14 protein-coding genes and 1 tRNA gene are annotated in these 20457 nt (G+C 70.2%); 7 read left to right on the top strand and 8 right to left on the bottom strand.

The window, feature by feature from the left end:
* Window positions 1–11: 11 nt before the first annotated feature.
* Window positions 12–85, bottom strand: a tRNA-Gly gene (locus ACI2L3_RS05435).
* Window positions 86–660: 575 nt separating this feature from the next.
* Between ACI2L3_RS05435 and dcd the strand changes: the two genes are divergently transcribed.
* Together dcd and ACI2L3_RS05425 are read left to right on the top strand one after the other, a co-directional pair.
* Window positions 661–1236: a dCTP deaminase gene (dcd, locus tag ACI2L3_RS05430; protein ID WP_404750983.1), complete on the top strand. Its 576-nt coding sequence runs from the start codon at window positions 661–663 to the stop codon at window positions 1234–1236.
* Between the two features lie 20 nt (window positions 1237–1256).
* Window positions 1257–1772 carry a phosphoribosyltransferase gene (locus ACI2L3_RS05425; RefSeq protein WP_404750982.1) on the top strand — a complete coding sequence of 172 codons (516 nt, stop codon included), beginning with the start codon at window positions 1257–1259 and terminating at the stop codon, window positions 1770–1772.
* Between the two features lie 102 nt (window positions 1773–1874).
* Here the strand turns inward: ACI2L3_RS05425 and ACI2L3_RS05420 are convergent, their stop codons facing one another.
* The 6 genes from ACI2L3_RS05420 to ACI2L3_RS05395 all read right to left on the bottom strand — a co-directional run bounded on the left by ACI2L3_RS05420 (window position 1875) and on the right by ACI2L3_RS05395 (window position 12348).
* The gene (locus ACI2L3_RS05420) at window positions 1875–2840 is read right to left on the bottom strand and encodes a Yip1 family protein (protein WP_404750981.1); all 966 of its coding nucleotides are present in this window, start codon (window positions 2838–2840) and stop codon (window positions 1875–1877) included.
* 125 nt (window positions 2841–2965) lie between these two features.
* Window positions 2966–4417 carry an FG-GAP-like repeat-containing protein gene (locus ACI2L3_RS05415; RefSeq protein ID WP_404750980.1) on the bottom strand — a complete coding sequence of 484 codons (1452 nt, stop codon included), beginning with the start codon at window positions 4415–4417 and terminating at the stop codon, window positions 2966–2968.
* A 164-nt stretch (window positions 4418–4581) separates the two neighbouring features.
* Window positions 4582–6069, bottom strand: a complete 1488-nt coding sequence (locus tag ACI2L3_RS05410) for an FG-GAP repeat protein (RefSeq protein ID WP_404750979.1) — start codon at window positions 6067–6069, stop codon at window positions 4582–4584.
* A 302-nt stretch (window positions 6070–6371) separates the two neighbouring features.
* Complete coding sequence (locus ACI2L3_RS05405) at window positions 6372–7844, bottom strand: FG-GAP repeat protein (RefSeq protein WP_404750978.1); 1473 nt, start codon at window positions 7842–7844, stop codon at window positions 6372–6374.
* Window positions 7845–7932: 88 nt separating this feature from the next.
* The gene (locus ACI2L3_RS05400) at window positions 7933–9333 is read right to left on the bottom strand and encodes an FG-GAP-like repeat-containing protein (RefSeq protein WP_404750977.1); all 1401 of its coding nucleotides are present in this window, start codon (window positions 9331–9333) and stop codon (window positions 7933–7935) included.
* A 2268-nt stretch (window positions 9334–11601) separates the two neighbouring features.
* Window positions 11602–12348, bottom strand: a complete 747-nt coding sequence (locus tag ACI2L3_RS05395) for a helix-turn-helix domain-containing protein (RefSeq protein ID WP_404750976.1) — start codon at window positions 12346–12348, stop codon at window positions 11602–11604.
* A 247-nt stretch (window positions 12349–12595) separates the two neighbouring features.
* Here ACI2L3_RS05395 and ACI2L3_RS05390 point away from each other — a divergent pair, with 247 nt between their 5' ends.
* From ACI2L3_RS05390 to ACI2L3_RS05380, 3 genes are all read left to right on the top strand, one after another.
* Window positions 12596–13270, top strand: coding sequence for a DUF4097 family beta strand repeat-containing protein (locus ACI2L3_RS05390; protein ID WP_404750975.1), 675 nt, complete (start codon window positions 12596–12598; stop codon window positions 13268–13270).
* Window positions 13271–13350: 80 nt separating this feature from the next.
* A complete protein-coding gene (locus ACI2L3_RS05385; protein WP_404750974.1) occupies window positions 13351–14316 on the top strand; it encodes an ATP-binding cassette domain-containing protein in 966 nt (321 codons plus the stop codon).
* Window positions 14313–15107 (top strand): ABC transporter permease, encoded by a 795-nt coding sequence (locus ACI2L3_RS05380; protein WP_404750973.1) that lies wholly within the window; start codon window positions 14313–14315, stop codon window positions 15105–15107. Before ACI2L3_RS05385 ends, ACI2L3_RS05380 begins: the two co-directional genes overlap by 4 nt.
* A gap of 80 nt (window positions 15108–15187) precedes the next feature.
* Here the strand turns inward: ACI2L3_RS05380 and ACI2L3_RS05375 are convergent, their stop codons facing one another.
* Window positions 15188–17470: a (Fe-S)-binding protein gene (locus ACI2L3_RS05375; protein ID WP_404750972.1), complete on the bottom strand. Its 2283-nt coding sequence runs from the start codon at window positions 17468–17470 to the stop codon at window positions 15188–15190.
* Between the two features lie 358 nt (window positions 17471–17828).
* Here ACI2L3_RS05375 and dnaK point away from each other — a divergent pair, with 358 nt between their 5' ends.
* Both dnaK and grpE read left to right on the top strand, forming a co-directional pair.
* Window positions 17829–19688, top strand: coding sequence for a molecular chaperone DnaK (gene dnaK, locus ACI2L3_RS05370; RefSeq protein WP_404750971.1), 1860 nt, complete (start codon window positions 17829–17831; stop codon window positions 19686–19688).
* Complete coding sequence (grpE, locus tag ACI2L3_RS05365) at window positions 19688–20425, top strand: nucleotide exchange factor GrpE (RefSeq protein WP_404750970.1); 738 nt, start codon at window positions 19688–19690, stop codon at window positions 20423–20425. The genes dnaK and grpE overlap by 1 nt, the downstream gene beginning before the upstream one ends.
* Window positions 20426–20457: the final 32 nt, after the last annotated feature.

Here is a 20457-nt window from a genome sequence, read left to right as displayed (position 1 = left end):
GGCCTTCTTCGTGGAGCGGGTGACGAGAATCGAACTCGCACTCTCAGCTTGGGAAGCTGATGTTCTACCACTAAACTACACCCGCGAAAGACTCCGCTTGAAGCGGTGTCGTACCGTCGCACACTGTACCTCATCACGGGCCCCCGGCGCTCTCGCCGTGGGGCCCGTGTGGTGTTCGGGAGGGGGATGCGCCGTGCGGTGGGAGGGAGTTGAGGCGTACCGTGGGATGTGGTCGTGCCGCCTGGAGGGCCGTCCCTTTCATACCGTAATGTGGGCGTTCGTCGTCGGCTCGGAGGCGAGCGAGAGACGAGTGCGTACGGGTACGTACGAGCTCACCTACGACTGGGGAAGGGACTCAAGGACTTGATGGAGCGCACCGTCGTCCGATGTGCCGAAGGGCACGTGTTCAGCACCGCTTCGTTCCCGATGCAGCAGGCGGACCGGCTCGGTCCCGGCCGGCTCATCCGCTGTCCGCGGTGTGCCCGGCTCCGGCACGCCGTGCCGGTTGCCTTGCAGAAGCGGTAGTGAGCGGTAGTGAGCGGTTGTGAGTGGTAGCAGAGTGGTCGGAAGCGGTAGCCGGCCGTAGCTTTGCGGGTATTGCCGAGCGCGCGGGTCCTGTCCGATTGGGGAGGGCCCGCGCGCTCTGCGTATCCTCGGTGCGTGCTTCTCTCAGACAAGGACATCCGGGCCGAGATCGACTCCGGACGGGTTCGGATCGACCCGTACGACGAATCCATGGTGCAGCCCTCGAGCATCGATGTGCGGCTGGACCGCTACTTCCGGGTGTTCGAGAATCACCGCTATCCACACATCGACCCCTCCGTCGAGCAGGCCGATCTGACCCGGCTCGTCGAGCCCGAGGGCGACGAGCCGTTCATCCTGCACCCCGGTGAGTTCGTGCTCGCCTCGACGTACGAGGTCGTCAGCCTGCCCGACGATCTCGCCAGCCGCCTCGAGGGCAAGTCCAGCCTCGGACGGCTCGGGCTCGTCACGCACTCCACCGCCGGGTTCATCGACCCGGGGTTCAGCGGGCACGTGACCCTGGAGCTGTCGAATCTGGCGACCCTGCCGATCAAGCTCTGGCCGGGCATGAAGATCGGGCAGCTCTGTCTGTTCCGGCTGACCTCGTCCGCGGAGGAGCCCTACGGCTCGGAGCGGTACGGATCGCGTTACCAGGGGCAGCGCGGGCCCACCGCCTCCCGTTCCTTCCTCAATTTCCATCGGACACAGGTGTGAGCAGCGGTATGAGTGGTGACATGAGCAGCGGTAGCGGTACGGGTGGCGTGCGGGAGAATCTCACCTACGAGAAGTTCGGTGCGGCCGTGCGCGAGCTCGCGCAGACCATCGCCGACGACGGGTACCGGCCCGACGTCATCATCTCCATCGCCCGCGGTGGCGTCTTCGTCGCGGGCGGGCTCGCGTACGCGCTCGACTGCAAGAACATCCACCTGGTGAATGTGGAGTTCTATACGGGGGTCGGCACCACGCTGGAAATGCCCGTCATGCTCGCGCCCGTGCCCAACGTCATCGACTTCACCGACAAGAAGGTGCTCATCGCCGATGACGTCGCCGACACCGGGAAGACGCTGAAGCTCGTGCACGACTTCTGCCTCGACCACGTCGCCGAGGTGCGGTCCGCCGTCATCTATGAGAAGTCGCACTCCCTCGTCAAGTGCGAGTACGTGTGGAAGCGCACCGATGAGTGGATCAACTTCCCGTGGAGCGTCGAGCCGCCCGTCGTGAAGCGGGCCGGGCAGGTTCTTGACGCCTGACACGCCTGACACGCCTGACACGCCTGACGTGAGCGGCGTGAGCGAAGGGCCCGGGGACTCGTCGTCCCCGGGCCCTTCTCGCGTACGTGCGTCACGTACGTACTAGAACGTGCCCAGCTTGATGATCGACAGGATCGCAAGCAGCTGGATCGTGGACGCGCCCAGCGCCTTCGGCCACGGCAGGTCGTGGGACTTGCTGACCATCGTCGTGAGCAGCGCGCCCGCCGCGAGCCAGGTCGCCCAGCCGAGCAGCTGGACGAAGGGCTGGCCGCCGCCGAGGAACATCGCCACGACCACGCGCGGCGCGTCCGTCAGCGACATGATCAGCATGGAGAGGCCGACCGTCGGCTGCCAGGCGCCGTCGCCGCCGAGCTGGCGGGCGAGGGTGTGCGTGACCACGCCCAGGATGAAGGCGCTGATCGTGATCGCGATGCCGGTGGTGAGGACGAAGGGCACCGCGGACGACAGCGTGGCGTTGATCGCGTCGTCGCGGGCGTCGTCGAAGCCGAAGATCGCCAGCAGGCCGTAGAGGAACGTGACGACGAGGGCGGGGCCCCACATCGCGTAGTCCCGCATGTGGAGGAAGGTGGGGCCGGGGCGCAGCACGATGCCGCGCAGCAGCTCCTTCCAGTGCAGGCGGGGGCCGATGGGCGCGGCGGGTGCCTGGCCGGCGCGGTAGGTGTCGCCCTGGGTGTAGGGGTCCTCGCCGATGGAGAAGGCCTGGGTGTGGCCGGGGTTGTTGGCCGCGTACGGGTCGTAGCCACCGCCACCCCCGCCCCCCTGGGGCCCGTACCCGTGGCTCTGGCCGTGGGCGTCGGGGCCGCCGAAGTACTCCGGCTCGCCGTGGTTGCTGCCTCCGGATCCCGGCTGCGGCCACTGCTGGCCGCCGCCACCGCCGCCACCGGCGTACGGCGGCTGCGGGCGCTGCGGGTTCGAGGGCGCGGGTGGGTAGCCGTACGGCTGCCGGCCGCCTTGGGGGGCCTGCTGTCCGTACGGCTGCTGCCGCGGTTGTTGTTGCGGTCGCGCGGCGCGGTTGTCCCGGCCGCGTCCGATCCTGAATCCAGCCACGAATCGAACGTACCTGGTCTTCGGGGGTGGGGTCGTCCCTCCTCGGGAGGAGACGGGCTTTGCGGCCGACCTGTGACAACCCTTAGGGGATCCCTGACGGGGCAGCCACCGGGCCGGGGGTGGCGTCAGCGGGCGAGTACTGAGCCGTACGCGTACGGGTGCGAAGACGCGGGCAGCCCGATGGAGTTGGGCGTGATGGTCCTGGTGCCGGTCGCGCCGCCGCCGGGCAGCTCCCAGACGCCACCCGCGGAGGCGTTCTCGCCGGGGGCCGCCACGGAGACGTCGGGGCGGCCGTCGCCGTCGTGGTCGGCGGCGAGGAGGTTGGCGCCGAAGGCGTCGCCCTTCTCGGCCGTGCCGGGGATGCCCGGGGAGTTCTGCTGGTGGGCGACCGCGCCCACCGCCGCGCCGTCCGCGTTCAGGATGCCCTTCGCGCCGCCCTTCAGGACGGTGATGCTGCCCGCGCGGGCGGCGCTGCCGATGGCCTCGCCGGGGGCGCCGGCGATCAGGTCGTCCTTGCCGTCGCCGTTGATGTCCGCGGCGGCGAGGGCGTTGCCGAAGTCGTCACCCGTTTCGGCGACGCCGGGGACGCCGGGGGTGTCCTGGTTGAGGGTCTGGCCCTCCCAGACGAGGCCGCTGCCGTCGCCGTAGTGGATGTGGATGCCGCCGCCCTTGGCGATCTCCTCGGGACCGCACGGGTCGTCGATGTTCTCGTCGGCGATCTCGCGGCAGTTGCCGAGGGCGAGGTCGTCGTGGCCGTCGCCGTTGAAGTCACCGGTGGCGAGGGCGTTGGCGGCGCTGTTGTCGCTGCTCCACGTCAGGAGGAATCTGTACTCGTCCTTGGTGTAGTCGTACAGCTGGACGTGTGACTGGGTGTTGGGCTGGTTCTGCGTGTAGTACGCGACGGCCAGCTCGGGGCGGCCGTCGGAGTTGTAGTCGCCGGTCGTCATGACGGGGGCGCGGCCGCCCATGGGCCTGGCCATGAGGGGCTGGGTGCGGTCGGTGAGGGGGTGGGCGTTGTAGACGACCTGGTCCTTGCCGCCGATCGCCAGGTCGACGTCCGTGTCGCCGGTGAAGTCCGCGGCGGTCAGGGCGTTTCCGTAGGCGGCGCCCGCCTTGTCGCCGCGGGCGGCGGTGTTGGCCACGGAGAAGCCGTCGCCGGTGCCGTACAGGACGGTGACCGAGCCCGCGTCCGTCTTGGCGTCGATGTCCTCGCCCGGGGCGCCGATGACGAGGTCGGCGTACTTGTCGTCGTCTATGTACGCGGTGGTGACCGCGCCGCCGAAGCGGTCGCCGGTCTCCGGGGTGCCGGGGACCTCGACGGTGGCCTGGGTGATGCGGCGCACGCCGTTCGAGCCGGGGCCGCCCTCGCCGCCGAAGACGACGCTCACGTAGCCGGCCTTTGCTTTGCCGTCGACGGTGCCGCTGGGCACGCCGACGGCGAGGTCGGCGTATCCGTCGCCGTCGAAGTCGCTGATGAGAGGGGCGGGTGCGGCGTGCGCGGTCGTCGTGAGGGGGAGGGTGAGGCCGGTGGCGGCGAGGGCGGTGGCCGCGGCGAGGGCGAGGGTGCGTGTGCGCACGGGGACTCCAACTCTTGTGTCGTCGGGGCGGCTTGACCACCACGCGGCGCGTGACGGTGAGCCGGCGCTTCACTCGTGTGACATGCGGCGTTGGGGGAGGGTTGTGCAAAGGGGATGGGGCCGGGCCCGCATCGGGAGGTGCGGGCCCGGCGAAGAGCGGTGTGTCAGTCGGCGAAGTTCATGCCGAGGCGCGGCGTGCCCGTCGCCGAGATGCCCACCGTCGACGTGTAGACGCCGGCCGAGCCGGTGAGCGAGCCGTCGCTCTTGCTGGTCAGCGGGTAGAACCCGCCGTTCCCGCCGTTCTCGCCGTACGCGCCGACCATGACGTCTCCCCGCCCGTCGCCGTTCAGGTCGTCGACGTGGATGTCCGCCCCGAAGTGGTCGTACGCCTCGTTGGAGTTGGGCACGCCCGGCGTGTTCTGGTCGAGGAACTCCGCGCCGGCCGTGGAGAGGCCCGAGCCGTCCGACTTGCCGTAGATGACGGTGACCGAGCCCGCGTCCGTGACGCCGTCGAGGTTCTCGCCGTCCGCTCCCACGACCAGGTCGAGGTGACCGTCGCCGTTGATGTCGCCGAGGTCGAGCTCGCCGCCGAACGAGTCGCCCTTCTCGCCGGAGCCCGGCACGCCCGAGCTGTCCTGCGTGAAGACCTGCGTCTCGCCGTACGGGCCGTTGGCCGCCCCGTGCGCGACATACACCGTGCCGCCCTTGTTGGCGCCGTCGATGCCGTCGTCCCAGCTCAGGCCGATGATGATGTCGCCGTAGCCGTCGCCGTCCGTGTCGCCGACGTCGGTGATGACGCCGCCGGGCAGCCGCTGCTGGTTGGTGGTCTTGAGGCCGTCGGCGGTGCCGGGCACCCACAGGTTGGCGTTGTAGCCGTCGCCGCTGGAGTAGCCGTCGACGATGAGGTCTTCCCGGTCGTCGCCGTTCACGTCGCCGGAGTGCAGGTTGAAGGGGCCCGCGCCCTCGCCGCCCTGGATGGCGGGCTTGACCGTGTAGCGGCTGCTGCCGGTGCCGCTGCTGCGGGAGATCTTGCCGTTGAGTACGTCGATGGTGGCGGCGCCGGACCGGGCGCCGATGGCGAGGTCGGTGGTGCCGTCGCCGTCGAAGTCGCCGGCCTCGATGGGCCCGCCGAAGTAGTCGTGGCTGTCCGGGCGGGGGTCCTTCACCGTCGTACCGCCGGACAGGCCGTTCGCGGAGCCCCACAGGATCTGGGCGGTGCCGCCGTCCTTGTCGCTGCCGACGTCCTCGCCGGGGGCGGCGACCGCGAGGTCGTCGTAGCCGTCGCGGTCGAAGTCGCCGTACGCGGTGTCGTAGCCGAAGGTGTCGCCCGCCTCGGCGGAGCCGGGGACGCCCGCGCTGTTCTGGCTGAAGGTCTTGTGGCGCAGCGTGGAGCCGCCGTACGTGACGGTGACTTGGCCCGCGCCGTCCTTGCCGCCGACGTTGGCGCCGGCCGCGGAGGTGGCGAGGTCCGCGACGCCGTCGCCGTTGAAGTCGGCCTCGTGCGAGGGCAGCGGGTCCGCGGGCGCGGCGGACGCGGTGGTGGCCGTGACGGCGAGCAGCCCGCCCGTCAGCGCGGCCGCGGTGGCCGTCGCCGCGGCGAGGCGCGTGCGTCTGGAACGGACGGTGGTGGCGGTGCGCTTGTGCTTGGCCATGCGGGTCTCCTGCGGCATGCGGGGATGCCTGGCGGGCATCCGCGGTCGATGGGTGCCGGTGGGTGTGTTCACCGGGCGTTGGCCCTGGCTTCACGCCGTGATCGGCTATGGGGAGACCCGCGGTGGGGGGTAAGGGTTGTACGGCGGACGGGAGTTGGGGGTGATGGGCGGGTTCGGGCGGCTTGTGCCGGACGGGCTGGGTTTCAGCCCGTCCGGCGTTTGAGGATCAGCCCGTCCGGCGTTTGAGGACGAACTCGGCGAAGCCGGTGATCGACGGTGCGGGAACCGTGACGGTGCCCGAGTTACCGCCCCAGGACCATCCCGTACTCCCGCGCCCCCGCGAGCCCCAGCTTGCCCGGTGTCACCGAGGTGACCGCCGGGTTCGGGCCGTCCTTGGGGGTCGGGGCGTACCAGACGCCGCCCTTCTGCCCGTCCTCGCCGGGCGCGCCCACCGCGACGTCCGGGTAGGAGTCCCCGTTGTAGTCGCCGGCCGCGACGGCCGCGCCGAGGTGGTCGTCGGCCTCCGCCGTGCCCGCGACGCCCGCGGTGTTCTGGCTGAAGGCGGGGCCGGAGAGGTCGCCGCCGGTGCCGGACGAGGCGAGGACCCAGTACGTACCCGCGTTCTGGGCGGTGCCGACGGCCTCCGCGTCGGCGCCGACGATCAGCTCGTCGATGCCGTCCCGGTCGAGGTTGCCGGCCGCGAGCCGGGCGCCGAAGTTGTCGCCGGTCTCGGCCGTGCCGCCGACCTGCGGGCTGTTCTGGGAGGTGCAGGAGGAGCCGCCGTCGCCGAGCTTGCCGCCCTGCTTGCCGTAGATGACGGCGATGGCGCCGCCGAGGATGTCCTCGCAGTACGTGCCCTCGGCCTCGGGGTTCGGCCGCATGTTGCCGACAGCGAGGTCCGCGGTGCCGTCCCCGTCGAAGTCGCCGGTGGCGAGCGCGGTGTCGGAGCTGTCGGCCGTGTACCAGGTCTCCTTCCACTCGCCCGAGGCACGGCTCTGCACGGTCGTGCCGCTGACCTCCATGCCGTGGTACGAGATGGCGAGGTCATCGCCGCCGTCGTCGTCGAAGTCACCGGCGGCCAGGGCGGACGGGCCCGCGAAGTGCCAGCCGGTGACTCGGGTGAGCTCGGCGGGCGAGCCGGTGGTGAAGGGGCCCGGCCGGGTCACGACCGCGTCGGACTCGTCGAAGTGCGAGTTGAAGGCGATGTCCTTGTCGCCGTCCTTGTCGAAGTCGCCCGTGGTGAGCAGCGAGCCGTACCGGGCGCTGTCGATGTTGCCGTTGGCCGCGGTGAAGCCGCCCTTGAAGCCGGTCGCGGAGCCCCAGACGACCGCGACGGTGCCGGCGGCCGATCCGGCGGTGGTCGCCTCGCCGGGCGCGCCCACGACGAGGTCGCTGTAGCCGTCGCCGTTCATGTCGTTCGAGTCGACGGCGTAGCCGAACTTGTCGCCCGCCTCGGCGGTGCCCGGTATGCCGGACGTGGCCTGGCTGACGGTGGCCGACCCGTGCTTGCCGAGGCCGGACGCGCCGCCCCAGACGACGTTGACGTAACCGGCCTTGGCGTGGCCGCCGACGGTGGCGCTCGGCACGCCGACGGCGAGGTCGACGTAGCCGTCGCCGTTGTAGTCGGCGCGGATCTTCGAGGGGGCGGGGGCCGCGGACGCGCTGCCCGCGGTCAGGCCGGTGACGCCGAGGGCGGTGGCGGCGCAGAGGGCGCCCGCGGCGAGGAGCTTGTTGCGCGTGTTGCTTCGTGTGCTCTTGTGCATGTACGGGGACATGGAGAGGTCTCCAACGTGTTGAGGGAGTTGAGGAGTTGGCGCCACGGGTCGGGCTGGGGTGGGCCGGAATCGGGCGGGCCGGGACAGGTCAGCGCACCGTGCGCCCGAAGCCCGCCTCCGTGCCGCCGACCCCGAAGTCGGTGCCGTTGAAGGAGGCCGCGTGGGACGACGTGAGCCCCGTCGACGTGCCGCGCAGGACCCACACGGCGCCGACGTCGCGCGTCGTGCCGATGTCCTCGCCGGTCGCGCCGGTGGCCAGGTCGGCCCGGCCGTTCTTGTTGATGTCCTTGAGGCGGACGGACGTGCCGAAGCGGTCGTTCTCCTCGCCGACGCCGGGTACGCCCGCGGTCTCCTGGTGCCAGGCCTTGCCCGAGGTGAACTTGCCGGCCGTGGACTTGAGGAGGGTCACGCTGCCGGCGCCGGTCACCGTGCCGATCGTCTCGCCGGGCGCGCCCACCGCGAGGTCCGCGAGGCCGTCGCCGGTCACATCGGCCGCGGAGACGGAGCCGCCGAAGCGGTCGCCCGCTTCGTCGGTGCCGGGGATGCCCGTGCTGTCCTGGTCGTACGTCACCGGGGCGCCGAACTTCCCGTCGCCGCCGAGCCGTACGGTGACGGACCCGCCCTCGCCGCCCGCCGCTCCTGCCTCGCCGGAGTTGCCGGTGATGAGGTCGTCGTAGCCGTCGCCGTTGACGTCACCGGCGGTGGCCGCGTCGCGGGTCACGGTCGAGGGGGCGTCCGCGCCGATGACCTCGGCTCGGTAGCCGTAGTCGCCGACGCCGCCGTTCATGTGGGCGGTGTAGACGCTGCCGTCCGCGCGCTCGCCGTACAGGACGAACCCGACGCCGTCCTTGTACTTGAAGTTTCCGGCGATCATGCCGTCGAGGCGGACGTCCTCGGGCAGGAAGTCGACCTCCAGGCCGATCGGGGGGCCGTCGGGGACGCCGTCGGGGTAGAACCACCAGTTGTCGCCGCTGATCACGGCCAGCTGGGGTGCTCCGTCGTAGTCCAGGTCGGTCCAGACGGTGGCCTCGCCGAAGCGGCCGGTGGTGCCGGCGGGGGAGTTCAGGGCGCGGCCGCCGGAGGTGAAGGCGTTGCTGCCGCCCCAGATGACGGAGACGGAGCCGGACGGCTTGCCCGCCACCTGCTCGCCGGGCGCGCCGACGATCAGATCCGCGAACCCGTCCCTGTTCACGTCCCCACTGGTCACGTTCTCGCCGAACTCGTCGCCGGGCTCCGTGACGCCGGGTACGCCGGAGGTGTTCTGGGTGACGGTGACGGCCCTGTCCTCGGCGACGCCGTTCGCCGAACCGAAGGTGACGGTCACGGAGTTCGAGCCGGGCGAGCCGATCGCGAGGTCGCGGTACCCGTCGCCGTTGAAGTCGTCCTTCAGGGAGGAGGCGGCGCTCGCCGGACCGGCCAGGGGCAGCGTCAGCCCCGTGGCCGCGAGGGCGGCGACGGTGGCGGTGACGGCCAGGTTTCTTACGCGCACGTGGGGCTCCCGAGCCTTTGGGTAACGCTTGCGGGTGTGTGACTCGTGAGGCGTATGAAGGGTTGTGCGGTGGGGGTGGTGGGGTGGCTGTGAGGTGAACGCGGGCGTCAACCGTCGCTCGGTGACGGAAACGTTGGTGAGCCTGCGCCTTTGATGGTCACCGGGGCCGCCCGGTTTTTTGCGGAGTGTGGCGCCTCCGGGCCGCCAGTAAAGGGCGCTCCTACGTCGCGTCGGCTCCGCCGATTCCGCTGCGCTCCACCCTTGACTGCCGCCCCTCCACCGCACGCAGACCTTGACCCGGACGGCCAGGGGTGGGGGCTTCGGGGCTCCCTGCTCGGGCCATCCCCTTTCACTGCCGGGTGCGGACCGGCCCAACGTGAGCCCCCGCCACCGTCAAGGCTCGGTCACCCGCGCGGCCTCGCCGCTCGGGTCATCGGCTCTCGCTGCCGGGTGCGACCCGGCCCATCGTGGGTGCCCGCCACGGTCTGGGCTCGGTCACCCGCCCGGCCTCTCAGCCCGGGTCATCGGCTCTCGCTGCCGCGTGCGGACCGGCCCATCGTGGGCAGATGCCACGTTCTCGGCGCGGCCAGGCCCCGGCTTTGCCGCTCGGGCCACCTGCTCTCGCCGCCGTGCGCGGGCTGGTTCATCGTGTGCCGCGCCACGCTTGGGGCACGGTCTTCGGCCTTCGGCGTGGCGGACCCGGTCGGGGACCTACTTTGGAAAAGTAGTGAACCGGAACAGCGCGCGCCCCCCTGCCGCGCCCCGCGCTCCGCCAACCGGTCGGGCATACGAACGGACTCCCCGCTCGGGTCACCCGCTCGCGCTGCCCGGTGCGGACCGGCCCAGCATGAGTCCCCGTTACGGTCGAGGCGTCGCCCGGCTTCGCCGCTCGGGCCATCACCTTTCACGGCCGGGGCGGGCCGGTGGCCCACCGCGAGCGGAAGCCACGGGTGATGTGCTGAGTGCTGAGTGCTGAGTGCTGAGTGCTGAGTGCTGACAGGCGGCGGGCACTTGCCGCGGGGCGGCACCTACTTTGGGAAAGTTGCGAATGCGTGCGCCACGCGCCCCCCTTCACAACCAATACGCCCCCGGCATGTGGTCCCGCTATGCCCCATTCCCGCGCCGGACGGGCATGCGCGACAGGCATGACAGGCCGTGGGAGGCCGTGGGCGGGCAGGCCGCGCCCGCTGCCGACGACAAGGGCCCAGCCGCCAGCCGATTCCCACCCCCGGATGGGCATGCACGACAGGCGCACGGGGCGCGGCAGGGGGGGGCGCGCGCCGACCCGGTTCGCAACTTTCCCAAAGTAGGTCCCCGACCGGAGCATCCAGGCGAGAGCACGCGGAAGACCGTGCCCAAGCGTGGCGTGCGCTCACGTTGGGCCGGTCCGCACTCGGCGGCGAGAGCCGATGACCCGAGCGGAGAAGCCGGGCGGCTGGCCGAGCCGTGAACGTGGCGCGCGCTCGCGATGGGCCGGTCCGCACTCGGCGGCGAGAGGGATGACCCTGGCGGCGAAGCCGGGGCGGCGCCTCGACGGTGACGGGGACTCACGTTGGGCCGGTCCGAGCCCGGCAGCGAAACCCGGTGGCCCGAGTGGCGAAGCCGGGGGCTGGCCGAGCCCCGACCGTGATGCCCGTCCACGTTGGGCCGGTCCGCACTCGGCAGCGCGAGCGGGTGGCCCGAGCGGGGAGTCCGTTCGTATGCCTGACCGGTTGGCGGAGCGTGGGGCGTGGCAGGGGGGCGCGCGCCGATCCGGTTCACTACTTTTCCAAAGTAGGTCCCCGACCGGGTCCGCCACGCCGAAGGCCGGAGACCGTGCCCAAGCGTGGCGCGCGCTCACGATGAACCGGCCCGCGCCCGGCGGTGAGAGCCGGTGGCCCGAGTGGCGAAGCCGGAGTGCTGGCCGCGCCCTCACCGTGGCGTGCGCTCACGATGGGCCGGTCCGCACTCGGCAGCGAGAGGTGATGGCCCGAGTGGCGAAGCCGGGGGCGGCGCCTCGACCGTGACGGGGACTCACGTTGGGGCGGTCCGCACCCGGCAGTGAAAGGGGATGACCCGAGCAGGGAGCCCCGAAGTCCCCACCCCTGGCCGTCCGGGTCAAGGTTTGCGTGCGGTGGAGGGGCGGCAGTCAAGGGTGGAGCGGAGCGGAATCGGCGGAGCCGACGCGACGTAGGAGCGCCCTTTACTGGCGGCCCGGAGGCGCCACACTCCGCTAAAAACCGGGCGGCCCCGGTGACCGTCGAAGGCGCAGGCCCACCGAAGTTTCCGTCACCGAGGCTCCGTGCCGGGCTCGGGGTCCCGCTGCGGCTGCGTATAGAGGATCGCTCGGGCCTGTTCCGCCGCGCGGACTATGGCCTCGGAGACGAAGTCGACGAAGCGCGCGACGTTTTCGAGGCGGGCGCCGGCCGGGGTGTCGGGGCCGAGGATGGTGACACCCTGCCGCGCCGTCTCGACGAGCTGCGTGTGGGCCCGGGCGCTGGCGATCATCGACTGGTACCAGACGTCGTTGTCGACGACGTACCGCTCGCGGCGGCGCTCATCGCGCTCCCGGCGTATGAGGCCCTGGCTGTCGAGGAACGCGACCGCCTTGGAGACGGAGGCCGCGCTGATCTGGAGGCGCTGGACCAGGTCGGACGCGGTGAGGCTGCCCGCGTCGCTGGTGGAGATGGCGACCAGTACCCGGGCGGTCATCTTGGGCAGGCCCGACTGCATGAAGACGGTGGCGAGCAGCTCCTCGTACTCACGGACCGCCTCGTCGTCGCGGCCATGGGTCCGCGAGGAGGACGCCTGCGTCCTGCGGGGCGCGGCCTGCCTGCGGCGGTGGGCGCGTTGTTCGGTGGCGCGGTGGGCCAGGTCGGGGCGGTAGGCGGTGGGGCCGCCGTTGCGCATGACCTCGCGCGTGATCGTCGAGGTGGGGCGGTCGAGTCGTCTGGCGATCTCCGCGTATGCGAGCTCGTCGGCCAGGCCCGACGCGATCTGCCGGCGTTCCTGCTGGGTGAGTCTGCCTCCCGGCATCAAGGCCTCCTTGGTGGGCGTCTGGGCGCCTGAGTGTCTGGGTGTTGTCAGCTTAGCGTTCAGTTTTATGTCATTGCAACGGGCGGGCCTTTTTGTGTTGCGTTGAATTTCTAGGCGGTGCAACGAAATAGGTGCATCCACCTGCGGCGATAAGGGAGTTGTGCAACTTAGGCGTTGCCTGCCCCGCAAACGCAACGTAGCTTTTGCGGTGTCGGAAACAAGCAGCACAACTCCCAAGGAGCACACCATGCAGAAGTTCAACACCCCCGCCCCCGTCGCCACCGTCCTCGACATCCCCGCCGGCCGCATCCAGTTCATCGCCGCCGACCGGGCCGACACCGCCGTCGAGGTCCGGCCCGCGGACGCCTCGAACGGCAAGGACGTCAAGGCGGCGGAGCGCATCGCGGTCGAGTACGGCGACGGCGTCCTGCGGATCGAGGCCGCCGCGCCGAAGAACCGCCTTCTCGGCGGCGGCTCCGGTTCGGTCGAGGTGACCGTTCAGCTGCCCGCCGGGTCGCACGTCGAGGCGAAGGTCGCCGCCGGTGAACTGCGGGGCGTCGGGCGGCTCGGCGACATCGCCTTCGAGGCCGCCCACGGGTCGGTCAAGCTCGACGAGGCCGCGGATGCCCGCCTCACCCTCATGGCCGGGGACGTCTCGGTCGGCCGGCTCACCGGGCCCGCGAAGGTCGACGTCCAGAAGGGCGACATCCGCGTCGCCGAGGCCGTGCGCGGCACCCTCGACCTGCGTACCGAGGCCGGCGCGATCTCGGTCGGCGTCGCCCGCGGCGTCTCCGCCTCCCTGGACGCCGGCACCACCTACGGCCGTATCCACAACGCCCTCATGAACGCCGAGGGCCCCGACGCCGGGCTGGACATCCGCGCCACCACCTCCTACGGCGACATCAGCGCCCGCAGCCTCTGACCGACAGACCGACAGACCGACAGGCCGATAGGCCGACAGACCGACACCCCCCCCCCGCAGCTTCCGAAGGAGCAGTCACCATGACGGACGACGACGTGGCCATCGCGGCGTACGGGTTGCGCAAGGCGTACGGGGACAAGACCGTCCTCGACGGCATCGACCTGGCCGTGCCGGCCGGCAGCGTCTTCTCCCTGCTCGGCCCGAACGGCGCCGGCAAGACCACCGCCGTGAAGATCCTCTCCACCCTCATCACCGCCGACGGCGGAGAGGCCCGCATCGGGGGCCACGACATCGCCGCCGAACCGCAGGCGGTACGCGCCGCGATCGGCGTCACCGGACAGTTCTCCGCCGTCGACGGCCTGATCACCGGCGAGGAGAACATGCTCCTCATGGCGGACCTGCACCACCTGTCCAAGCGGGAGGGCCGGCGGGTCGCCGCCGACCTGCTGGAGCGCTTCGACCTCACCGAGGCCGCAGGGAAGCCCGCCGCCACCTACTCCGGCGGCATGAAGCGGCGCCTCGACATCGCCATGACCCTCGTCGGCGGCCCGCGCATCATCTTCCTCGACGAGCCGACCACCGGCCTCGACCCCCGCTCCCGCCACAACATGTGGCAGATCATCCGCGGGCTGGTCTCCGACGGCGTCACCGTCTTCCTCACCACGCAGTACCTGGAGGAGGCCGACCAGCTCGCCGACCGCATCGCCGTCCTCAACGACGGTGCCATCGCCGCCCAGGGCAGCGCCGACGAACTGAAGCGGCTCGTCCCCGGCGGACACGTACGGCTCCGCTTCACCGACCCCGACGCCTACCGCACCGCCGCCCGCACCCTGGGCCACGTCACCGCGGACGACGAGGCGCTCGCCCTGCAGATTCCCAGCGACGGCAGCCAGCGCGCCCTGCGCGCCATCCTCGACCGGCTCGACTCCGCCGGCATCGAGGCCGACGAACTGACCGTCCACACCCCCGACCTCGACGACGTCTTCTTCGCCCTCACCGGCCCGGCAGCGGCCACCCACGACCAGCCCAAGGAGAACGCCCGATGAGCAGCAGCCTCTCCCTCGCCGTACGCGACTCGTCCACGATGCTGCGCCGCAACCTCCTGCACGCCCGGCGCTACCCGTCCCTCACCCTGAACCTGCTGCTCACGCCGGTCATGCTGTTGCTGCTCTTCGTCTACATCTTCGGCGACGCGATGAGCTCGGGCCTCGGTCAGGGCGGGCCCGACCGCTCCGCGTACATCGCGTACGTCGTACCCGGACTGCTCCTGATGACCATCGGTAGCACCGTGATAGGAACCGCGGTCTCCGTCTGCAACGACATGACCGAAGGCATCATCGCCCGCTTCCGCACGATGGCCATCCACCGGCCCTCGGTGCTCATCGGGCACGTCATCGGCAGCGTGCTGCAGTCGGTCGCGAGCGTCGTCCTCGTCGGCGCCATCGGTGTGGCCATCGGATTCCGGTCCACCGACGCGTCCGCCCTCGAATGGCTGGGCGCGTTCGGGCTGATCGTGCTCTTCTCCACGGCGCTCACCTGGATCGCGGTCGGCATGGGCCTGGTCAGCCCGAACGCCGAGGCCGCCGGCAACAACGCGATGCCGCTGATCCTGCTGCCGCTCCTCTCCAGCGCCTTCACCCCGGTCGACGCGATGCCGGGCTGGTTCCAGCCGGTCGCCGAGTACCAGCCGTTCACCCCCGCCATCGAGACTCTGCGCGGCCTGCTGCTCGGCAGCGAGATCGGCCACAACGGATGGCTGGCCGTCGGGTGGTGCGTGGGGCTCGCGGTGCTCGGTTACTTCTGGTCGACGTCGAAGTTCAACCGTGACCCGAAGTAGCGCAGCAGTAAGCGGTGCGAACGCGAACAGGCCGGTCCCGCCCGAAGGCGGAACCGGCCTGCACCATGTCCGTACTCCCGTTACTTCACCGGCTCGGGCTCCGGCTCGTCCACCGACTCGGCGTCACCCGCCGGGTCGACCGGCGTCTTCACGGAGTCGAGAAGCAGCTGCGCGACGTCCACGACCTGGAGGGACTCCTTCGCCTGGCCGTCGTTCTTCTTGCCGTTGACGGAGTCCGTCAGCATGACGAGGCAGAACGGGCAGGCGGTGGAGACGATGTCCGGGTTGAGCGACAGCGCCTCGTCGACCCGCTCCGTGTTGATGCGCTTGCCGATGCGCTCCTCCATCCACATGCGCGCGCCACCGGCGCCACAGCAGAAGCCGCGCTCCTTGTGGCGGTGCATCTCCTGCTGACGCAGGCCCGGGACGGACGACATGATCTCGCGCGGGGGCGTGTAGACCTTGTTGTGGCGGCCCAGGTAGCAGGGGTCGTGGTACGTGATCAGACCCTCGACCGGCGTCACCGGGATCAGCTTGCCCTCGTCGATGAGGTGCTGGAGCAGCTGGGTGTGGTGGATGACCTCGTAGTCACCGCCGAGCTGCGGGTACTCGTTGGCGATGGTGTTGAAGCAGTGCGGGCAGGTCGAGACGATCTTCTTGGCCGTCTTCGGCTTGCGCGACTCGTCGGTCACCTTGCCGTCGTCGTCGAACTCCTCGCCGAACGCCGCGTTCAGCGTCATGACGTTCTCCTGGCCGAGCTGCTGGAACAGCGGCTCGTTGCCCAGGCGCCGCGCCGAGTCACCGGTGCACTTCTCGTCGCCGCCCATGATGGCGAACTTGACGCCCGCGATGTGGAGCAGCTCGGCGAAGGCCTTCGTCGTCTTCTTGGCGCGGTCCTCGAGGGCGCCGGCGCAGCCGACCCAGTAGAGGTACTCGACCTCGGTGAGGTCCTCGATGTCCTTGCCGACGACCGGCACCTCGAAGTCGACTTCCTTCGTCCACTCCAGGCGCTGCTTCTTGGCGAGGCCCCAGGGGTTGCCCTTCTTCTCCAGGTTCTTGAGCATCGTGCCCGCCTCGGACGGGAACGCGGACTCGATCATCACCTGGTAGCGGCGCATGTCGACGATGTGGTCGATGTGCTCGATGTCGACCGGGCACTGCTCGACGCAGGCGCCGCAGGTGGTGCAGGACCACAGGACGTCCGGGTCGATGACGCCGTTCTCTTCGTGCGTGCCGATGAGGGGGCGCTCGGCCTCCGCGAGGGCCGCGGCGGGCACGTCCTTGAGCTGCTCCTCCGTCGCCTTCTCGTCGCCCTCCATCGTCTTGCCGCCGCCCGCGAGCAGGTACGGGGCCTTGGCGTGCGCGTGGTCGCGCAGCGACATGATGAGGAGCTTGGGGGAGAGCGGCTTGCCGGTGTTCCAGGCGGGGCACTGCGACTGGCAGCGGCCGCACTCGGTGCAGGTGGAGAAGTCGAGGATGCCCTTCCAGCTGAACTGCTCGACCTGGGAGACACCGAAGACGGCGTCCTCGGCCGGGTCCTCCCAGTCGATCGGCTCGCCGCCGGACGTCATGGGCTGCAGCTCGCCGAGCGTCGTCGCGCCGTTCGCCTCGCGCTTGAACCAGATGTTCGGGAAGGCGAGGAAGCGGTGCCAGGCCACACCCATGTTGGTGTTGAGGGAGACCACGATCATCCAGATGAAGGAGGTCGCGATCTTCAGCCCGGCGAAGAAGTACGTGAGGTTCTGGAGGGTGGAGAGGTCCATCCCCGCGAACCACTGGACCACCGGGTACGAGATGAAGAACGACGCCTCGTAGCTGTCGACGTGGTGCTGCGCGCCTTCGAGGGCGTGCAGCGTGAAGATGCAGACGCCGACGATGAGGATGACGGACTCGACAAAGTACGCCTGACCGGTCTTGGAGCCCGCGAAGCGGGACTTGCGGCCGGGCTTGCCGGGCTTGTTCAGCTGCCGGATGACGATCAGCGTCAGGATGCCGAGCACGGTCATCGTGCCGATGAACTCGACGAAGACGTTGTACGGCGCCCAGTCACCGATGACCGGCAGGATCCAGTCGGCCTGGAAGAGCTGGCCGAAGGCGTTGACGATCGTCAGCAGCAGCGAGAAGAAGCCCACCGCCACGAACCAGTGCGCGAAGCCGACGATGCCCCACCTGTTCATGCGCGTGTGGCCGAGGAATTCCTTGACCACGGTGAGGGTGCGCTGGACGGGGTTGTCGGTCCTGAGACCGGCGGGCACGGGCTGGCCGAGTCGTACGAACTTGTAGATCTGCACGATGGCACGGCCGAACAGCGCGACGCCGACCGCGATTAGGACCAGCGACACGATGATCGCGGCGAGTTGCATTGGGGGCTCCTCGGGCCTGCGAGGCGAACTATTACTAAGCGGTAACTTATGCAGTCCGTCTGAGACTACCCACTTACTCCGCCGCACTGTAGCCAGCAACCCGGTGATCTGCGTCGCTCAGGCAACCCTGAGCGCGTGACGTCGCCGGTCGCGGTGGTGCCGTTCAGGGGCCGCGGGGAACTGCGCGACCAGCCACAACGCACCCGCAGCCGAAAGCCGGCCCCCGGAAGGCGCCCCTACCTGCGCGTAAGCAGGGGATAAGAGTTGAGTCCCCTCGACTCACTTCTGTTGACGCCAGCGCAGCGCTCACGCATACTTGAGCGAGATCCACTCAAGAAGTACATCTGGAGGAACCGAAATGGCACGTGCGGTCGGCATCGACCTGGGCACGACTAACTCCGTCGTCAGCGTTCTCGAAGGCGGCGAGCCCACCGTCATCACCAACGCCGAGGGCGCCAGGACCACGCCGTCCGTCGTCGCCTTCGCGAAGAACGGCGAGGTGCTCGTCGGCGAGGTGGCGAAGCGCCAGGCGGTCACGAACGTCGACAGGACCATCCGGTCGGTCAAGCGCCACATGGGCACCGACTGGAAGGTGGACATCGACGACAAGGGGTTCAACCCCCAGCAGATCTCGGCGTTCATCCTGCAGAAGCTGAAGCGCGACGCGGAGTCGTACCTGGGCGAGAAGGTGGCCGACGCGGTCATCACCGTCCCGGCGTACTTCAACGACTCGGAGCGCCAGGCCACCAAGGAGGCCGGCGAGATCGCGGGTCTGAACGTCCTGCGTATTGTCAACGAGCCCACCGCCGCCGCCCTTGCCTACGGCCTCGACAAGGACGACCAGACCATTCTGGTCTTCGACCTCGGTGGCGGCACCTTCGACGTCTCGCTCCTCGAGATCGGCGACGGCGTCGTCGAGGTGAAGGCCACGAACGGCGACAACCACCTCGGTGGTGACGACTGGGACCAGCGCGTCGTCGACTACCTGGTCAAGCAGTTCAACAACGGCCACGGCGTGGACCTCTCCAAGGACAAGATGGCGCTCCAGCGCCTGCGCGAGGCGGCCGAGAAGGCCAAGATCGAGCTGTCCTCCTCCACGGAGACCACGATCAACCTGCCCTACATCACGGCCTCCGCCGAGGGCCCGCTGCACCTGGACGAGAAGCTCACGCGCGCCCAGTTCCAGCAGCTCACGTCCGACCTCCTGGAGCGCTGCAAGACGCCGTTCCACAACGTCATCAAGGACGCGGGCATCCAGCTGAGCGAGATCGACCACGTCGTTCTCGTCGGTGGCTCCACCCGCATGCCCGCCGTCGCCGAGCTCGTCAAGGAGCTCACCGGCGGCAAGGACGCCAACAAGGGTGTGAACCCGGACGAGGTCGTCGCCATCGGCGCCTCGCTCCAGGCCGGTGTCCTCAAGGGTGAGGTCAAGGACGTCCTGCTCCTCGACGTGACCCCGCTGTCCCTCGGCATCGAGACCAAGGGCGGCATCATGACGAAGCTCATCGAGCGCAACACGACCATCCCGACCAAGCGCTCCGAGATCTTCACGACGGCCGAGGACAACCAGCCGTCCGTGCAGATCCAGGTCTACCAGGGCGAGCGCGAGATCGCGGCGTACAACAAGAAGCTCGGAATGTTCGAGCTGACCGGTCTGCCGCCGGCGCCCCGCGGCGTCCCGCAGATCGAGGTCTCCTTCGACATCGACGCCAACGGCATCATGCACGTGACCGCGAAGGACCTCGGCACGGGCAAGGAGCAGAAGATGACCGTCACCGGTGGCTCCTCGCTGCCGAAGGACGAGGTCAACCGGATGCGCGAAGAGGCCGAGAAGTACGCGGACGAGGACCACGCCCGCCGCGAGGCCGCCGAGTCCCGCAACCAGGGCGAGCAGCTCGTCTACCAGACCGAGAAGTTCCTCAAGGACAACGAGGAAAAGGTCCCCGGTGACGTGAAGACCGAGGTCGAGGAAGCCGTCAACGAGCTGAAGGAGAAGCTCAAGGGCGAGGACACGGCCGAGATCCGCACCGCCACCGAGAAGGTCGCCGCCGTCTCGCAGAAGCTGGGCCAGGCCATGTACGCCGACGCCCAGGGCGCGCAGGCCGCGGGCGGTCCCGAGGGCGCTGCCCCCGGTGCCGACCAGGCCAAGGAGGACGACGGAGTCGTCGACGCCGAGATCGTCGACGACGAGAAGGACCAGAAGGGCGGCGCCGCCTGATGACCGAGGAGACCCCGGGCTTCGGCGAGAGCGCCGAGAAGCCTGACGTCCCCTCCGGCGCCACCCCTGATGACGCGGCGCCGAAGGCCGCCGAGCCCTCCACCGAGGAGGGCGCGGCGGCCCCGGCCGGGGACGCAGCAGCGAGCAAGACGTCCGCGCAGAACGCGCAGGACGCCCAGGATGTCGGCCTGACCGCCCAGCTGGACCAGGTGCGCACCGCGCTCAACGAGCGCACCGGCGACCTCCAGCGGCTGCAGGCCGAGTACCAGAACTACCGCCGTCGGGTGGAGCGGGACAAGGTCGCGGTGAAGGAGATCGCCTCGGCGAACCTCCTCTCCGAGCTCCTCCCCACCCTCGACGACATCGGCCGCGCCCGTGAGCACGGCGAGCTGGTGGGCGGCTTCAAGTCGGTGGCCGAGTCTCTCGAGACCGTCGTCGCCAAGCTGGGCCTGCAGCAGTTCGGCAAGGAGGGCGAGCCCTTCGACCCGACGATCCACGAAGCCCTGATGCACAGCTACGCACCGGACGTCACCGAGACGACGTGCGTCGCGATCCTGCAGCCGGGGTACCGGATCGGCGAGCGCACCATCCGCCCCGCGCGGGTGGCCGTCGCCGAGCCGCAGCCCGGCGCGCAGACCGTCAAGGGCGACGAGTCCGACAGCTCTGCCGACTCTGCGGGCTCCGCGGCCGCGGAGAAGACGGACGAGAAGGAGACCGGTGGCCCGGACGAGGGCTGACGGCAGCGACATGAGTGAGGAGGGACGTCGGG

The organism is Streptomyces sp. NPDC029674, from assembly GCF_044903205.1.
Lineage (GTDB): Bacteria > Actinomycetota > Actinomycetes > Streptomycetales > Streptomycetaceae > Streptomyces.
This window is presented reverse-complemented; position numbering and strand designations above follow the sequence as displayed.

Excerpts from the sequence above, each read along its gene's own strand:
- ACI2L3_RS05425 (WP_404750982.1), top strand. The coding sequence starts at position 1,257 with ATGAGCAGCGGTAGCGGTACGGGTGGCGTGCGGGAGAATCTCACCTAC.
- ACI2L3_RS05410 (WP_404750979.1), bottom strand. The coding sequence starts at position 6,069 with ATGGCCAAGCACAAGCGCACCGCCACCACCGTCCGTTCCAGACGCACG.
- ACI2L3_RS05405 (WP_404750978.1), bottom strand. The coding sequence starts at position 7,844 with ATGTCCCCGTACATGCACAAGAGCACACGAAGCAACACGCGCAACAAG.
- ACI2L3_RS05395 (WP_404750976.1), bottom strand. The coding sequence starts at position 12,348 with ATGCCGGGAGGCAGACTCACCCAGCAGGAACGCCGGCAGATCGCGTCG.
- ACI2L3_RS05390 (WP_404750975.1), top strand. The coding sequence starts at position 12,596 with ATGCAGAAGTTCAACACCCCCGCCCCCGTCGCCACCGTCCTCGACATC.
- ACI2L3_RS05385 (WP_404750974.1), top strand. The coding sequence starts at position 13,351 with ATGACGGACGACGACGTGGCCATCGCGGCGTACGGGTTGCGCAAGGCG.
- ACI2L3_RS05380 (WP_404750973.1), top strand. The coding sequence starts at position 14,313 with ATGAGCAGCAGCCTCTCCCTCGCCGTACGCGACTCGTCCACGATGCTG.
- ACI2L3_RS05375 (WP_404750972.1), bottom strand. The coding sequence starts at position 17,470 with ATGCAACTCGCCGCGATCATCGTGTCGCTGGTCCTAATCGCGGTCGGC.
- dnaK (WP_404750971.1), top strand. The coding sequence starts at position 17,829 with ATGGCACGTGCGGTCGGCATCGACCTGGGCACGACTAACTCCGTCGTC.
- grpE (WP_404750970.1), top strand. The coding sequence starts at position 19,688 with ATGACCGAGGAGACCCCGGGCTTCGGCGAGAGCGCCGAGAAGCCTGAC.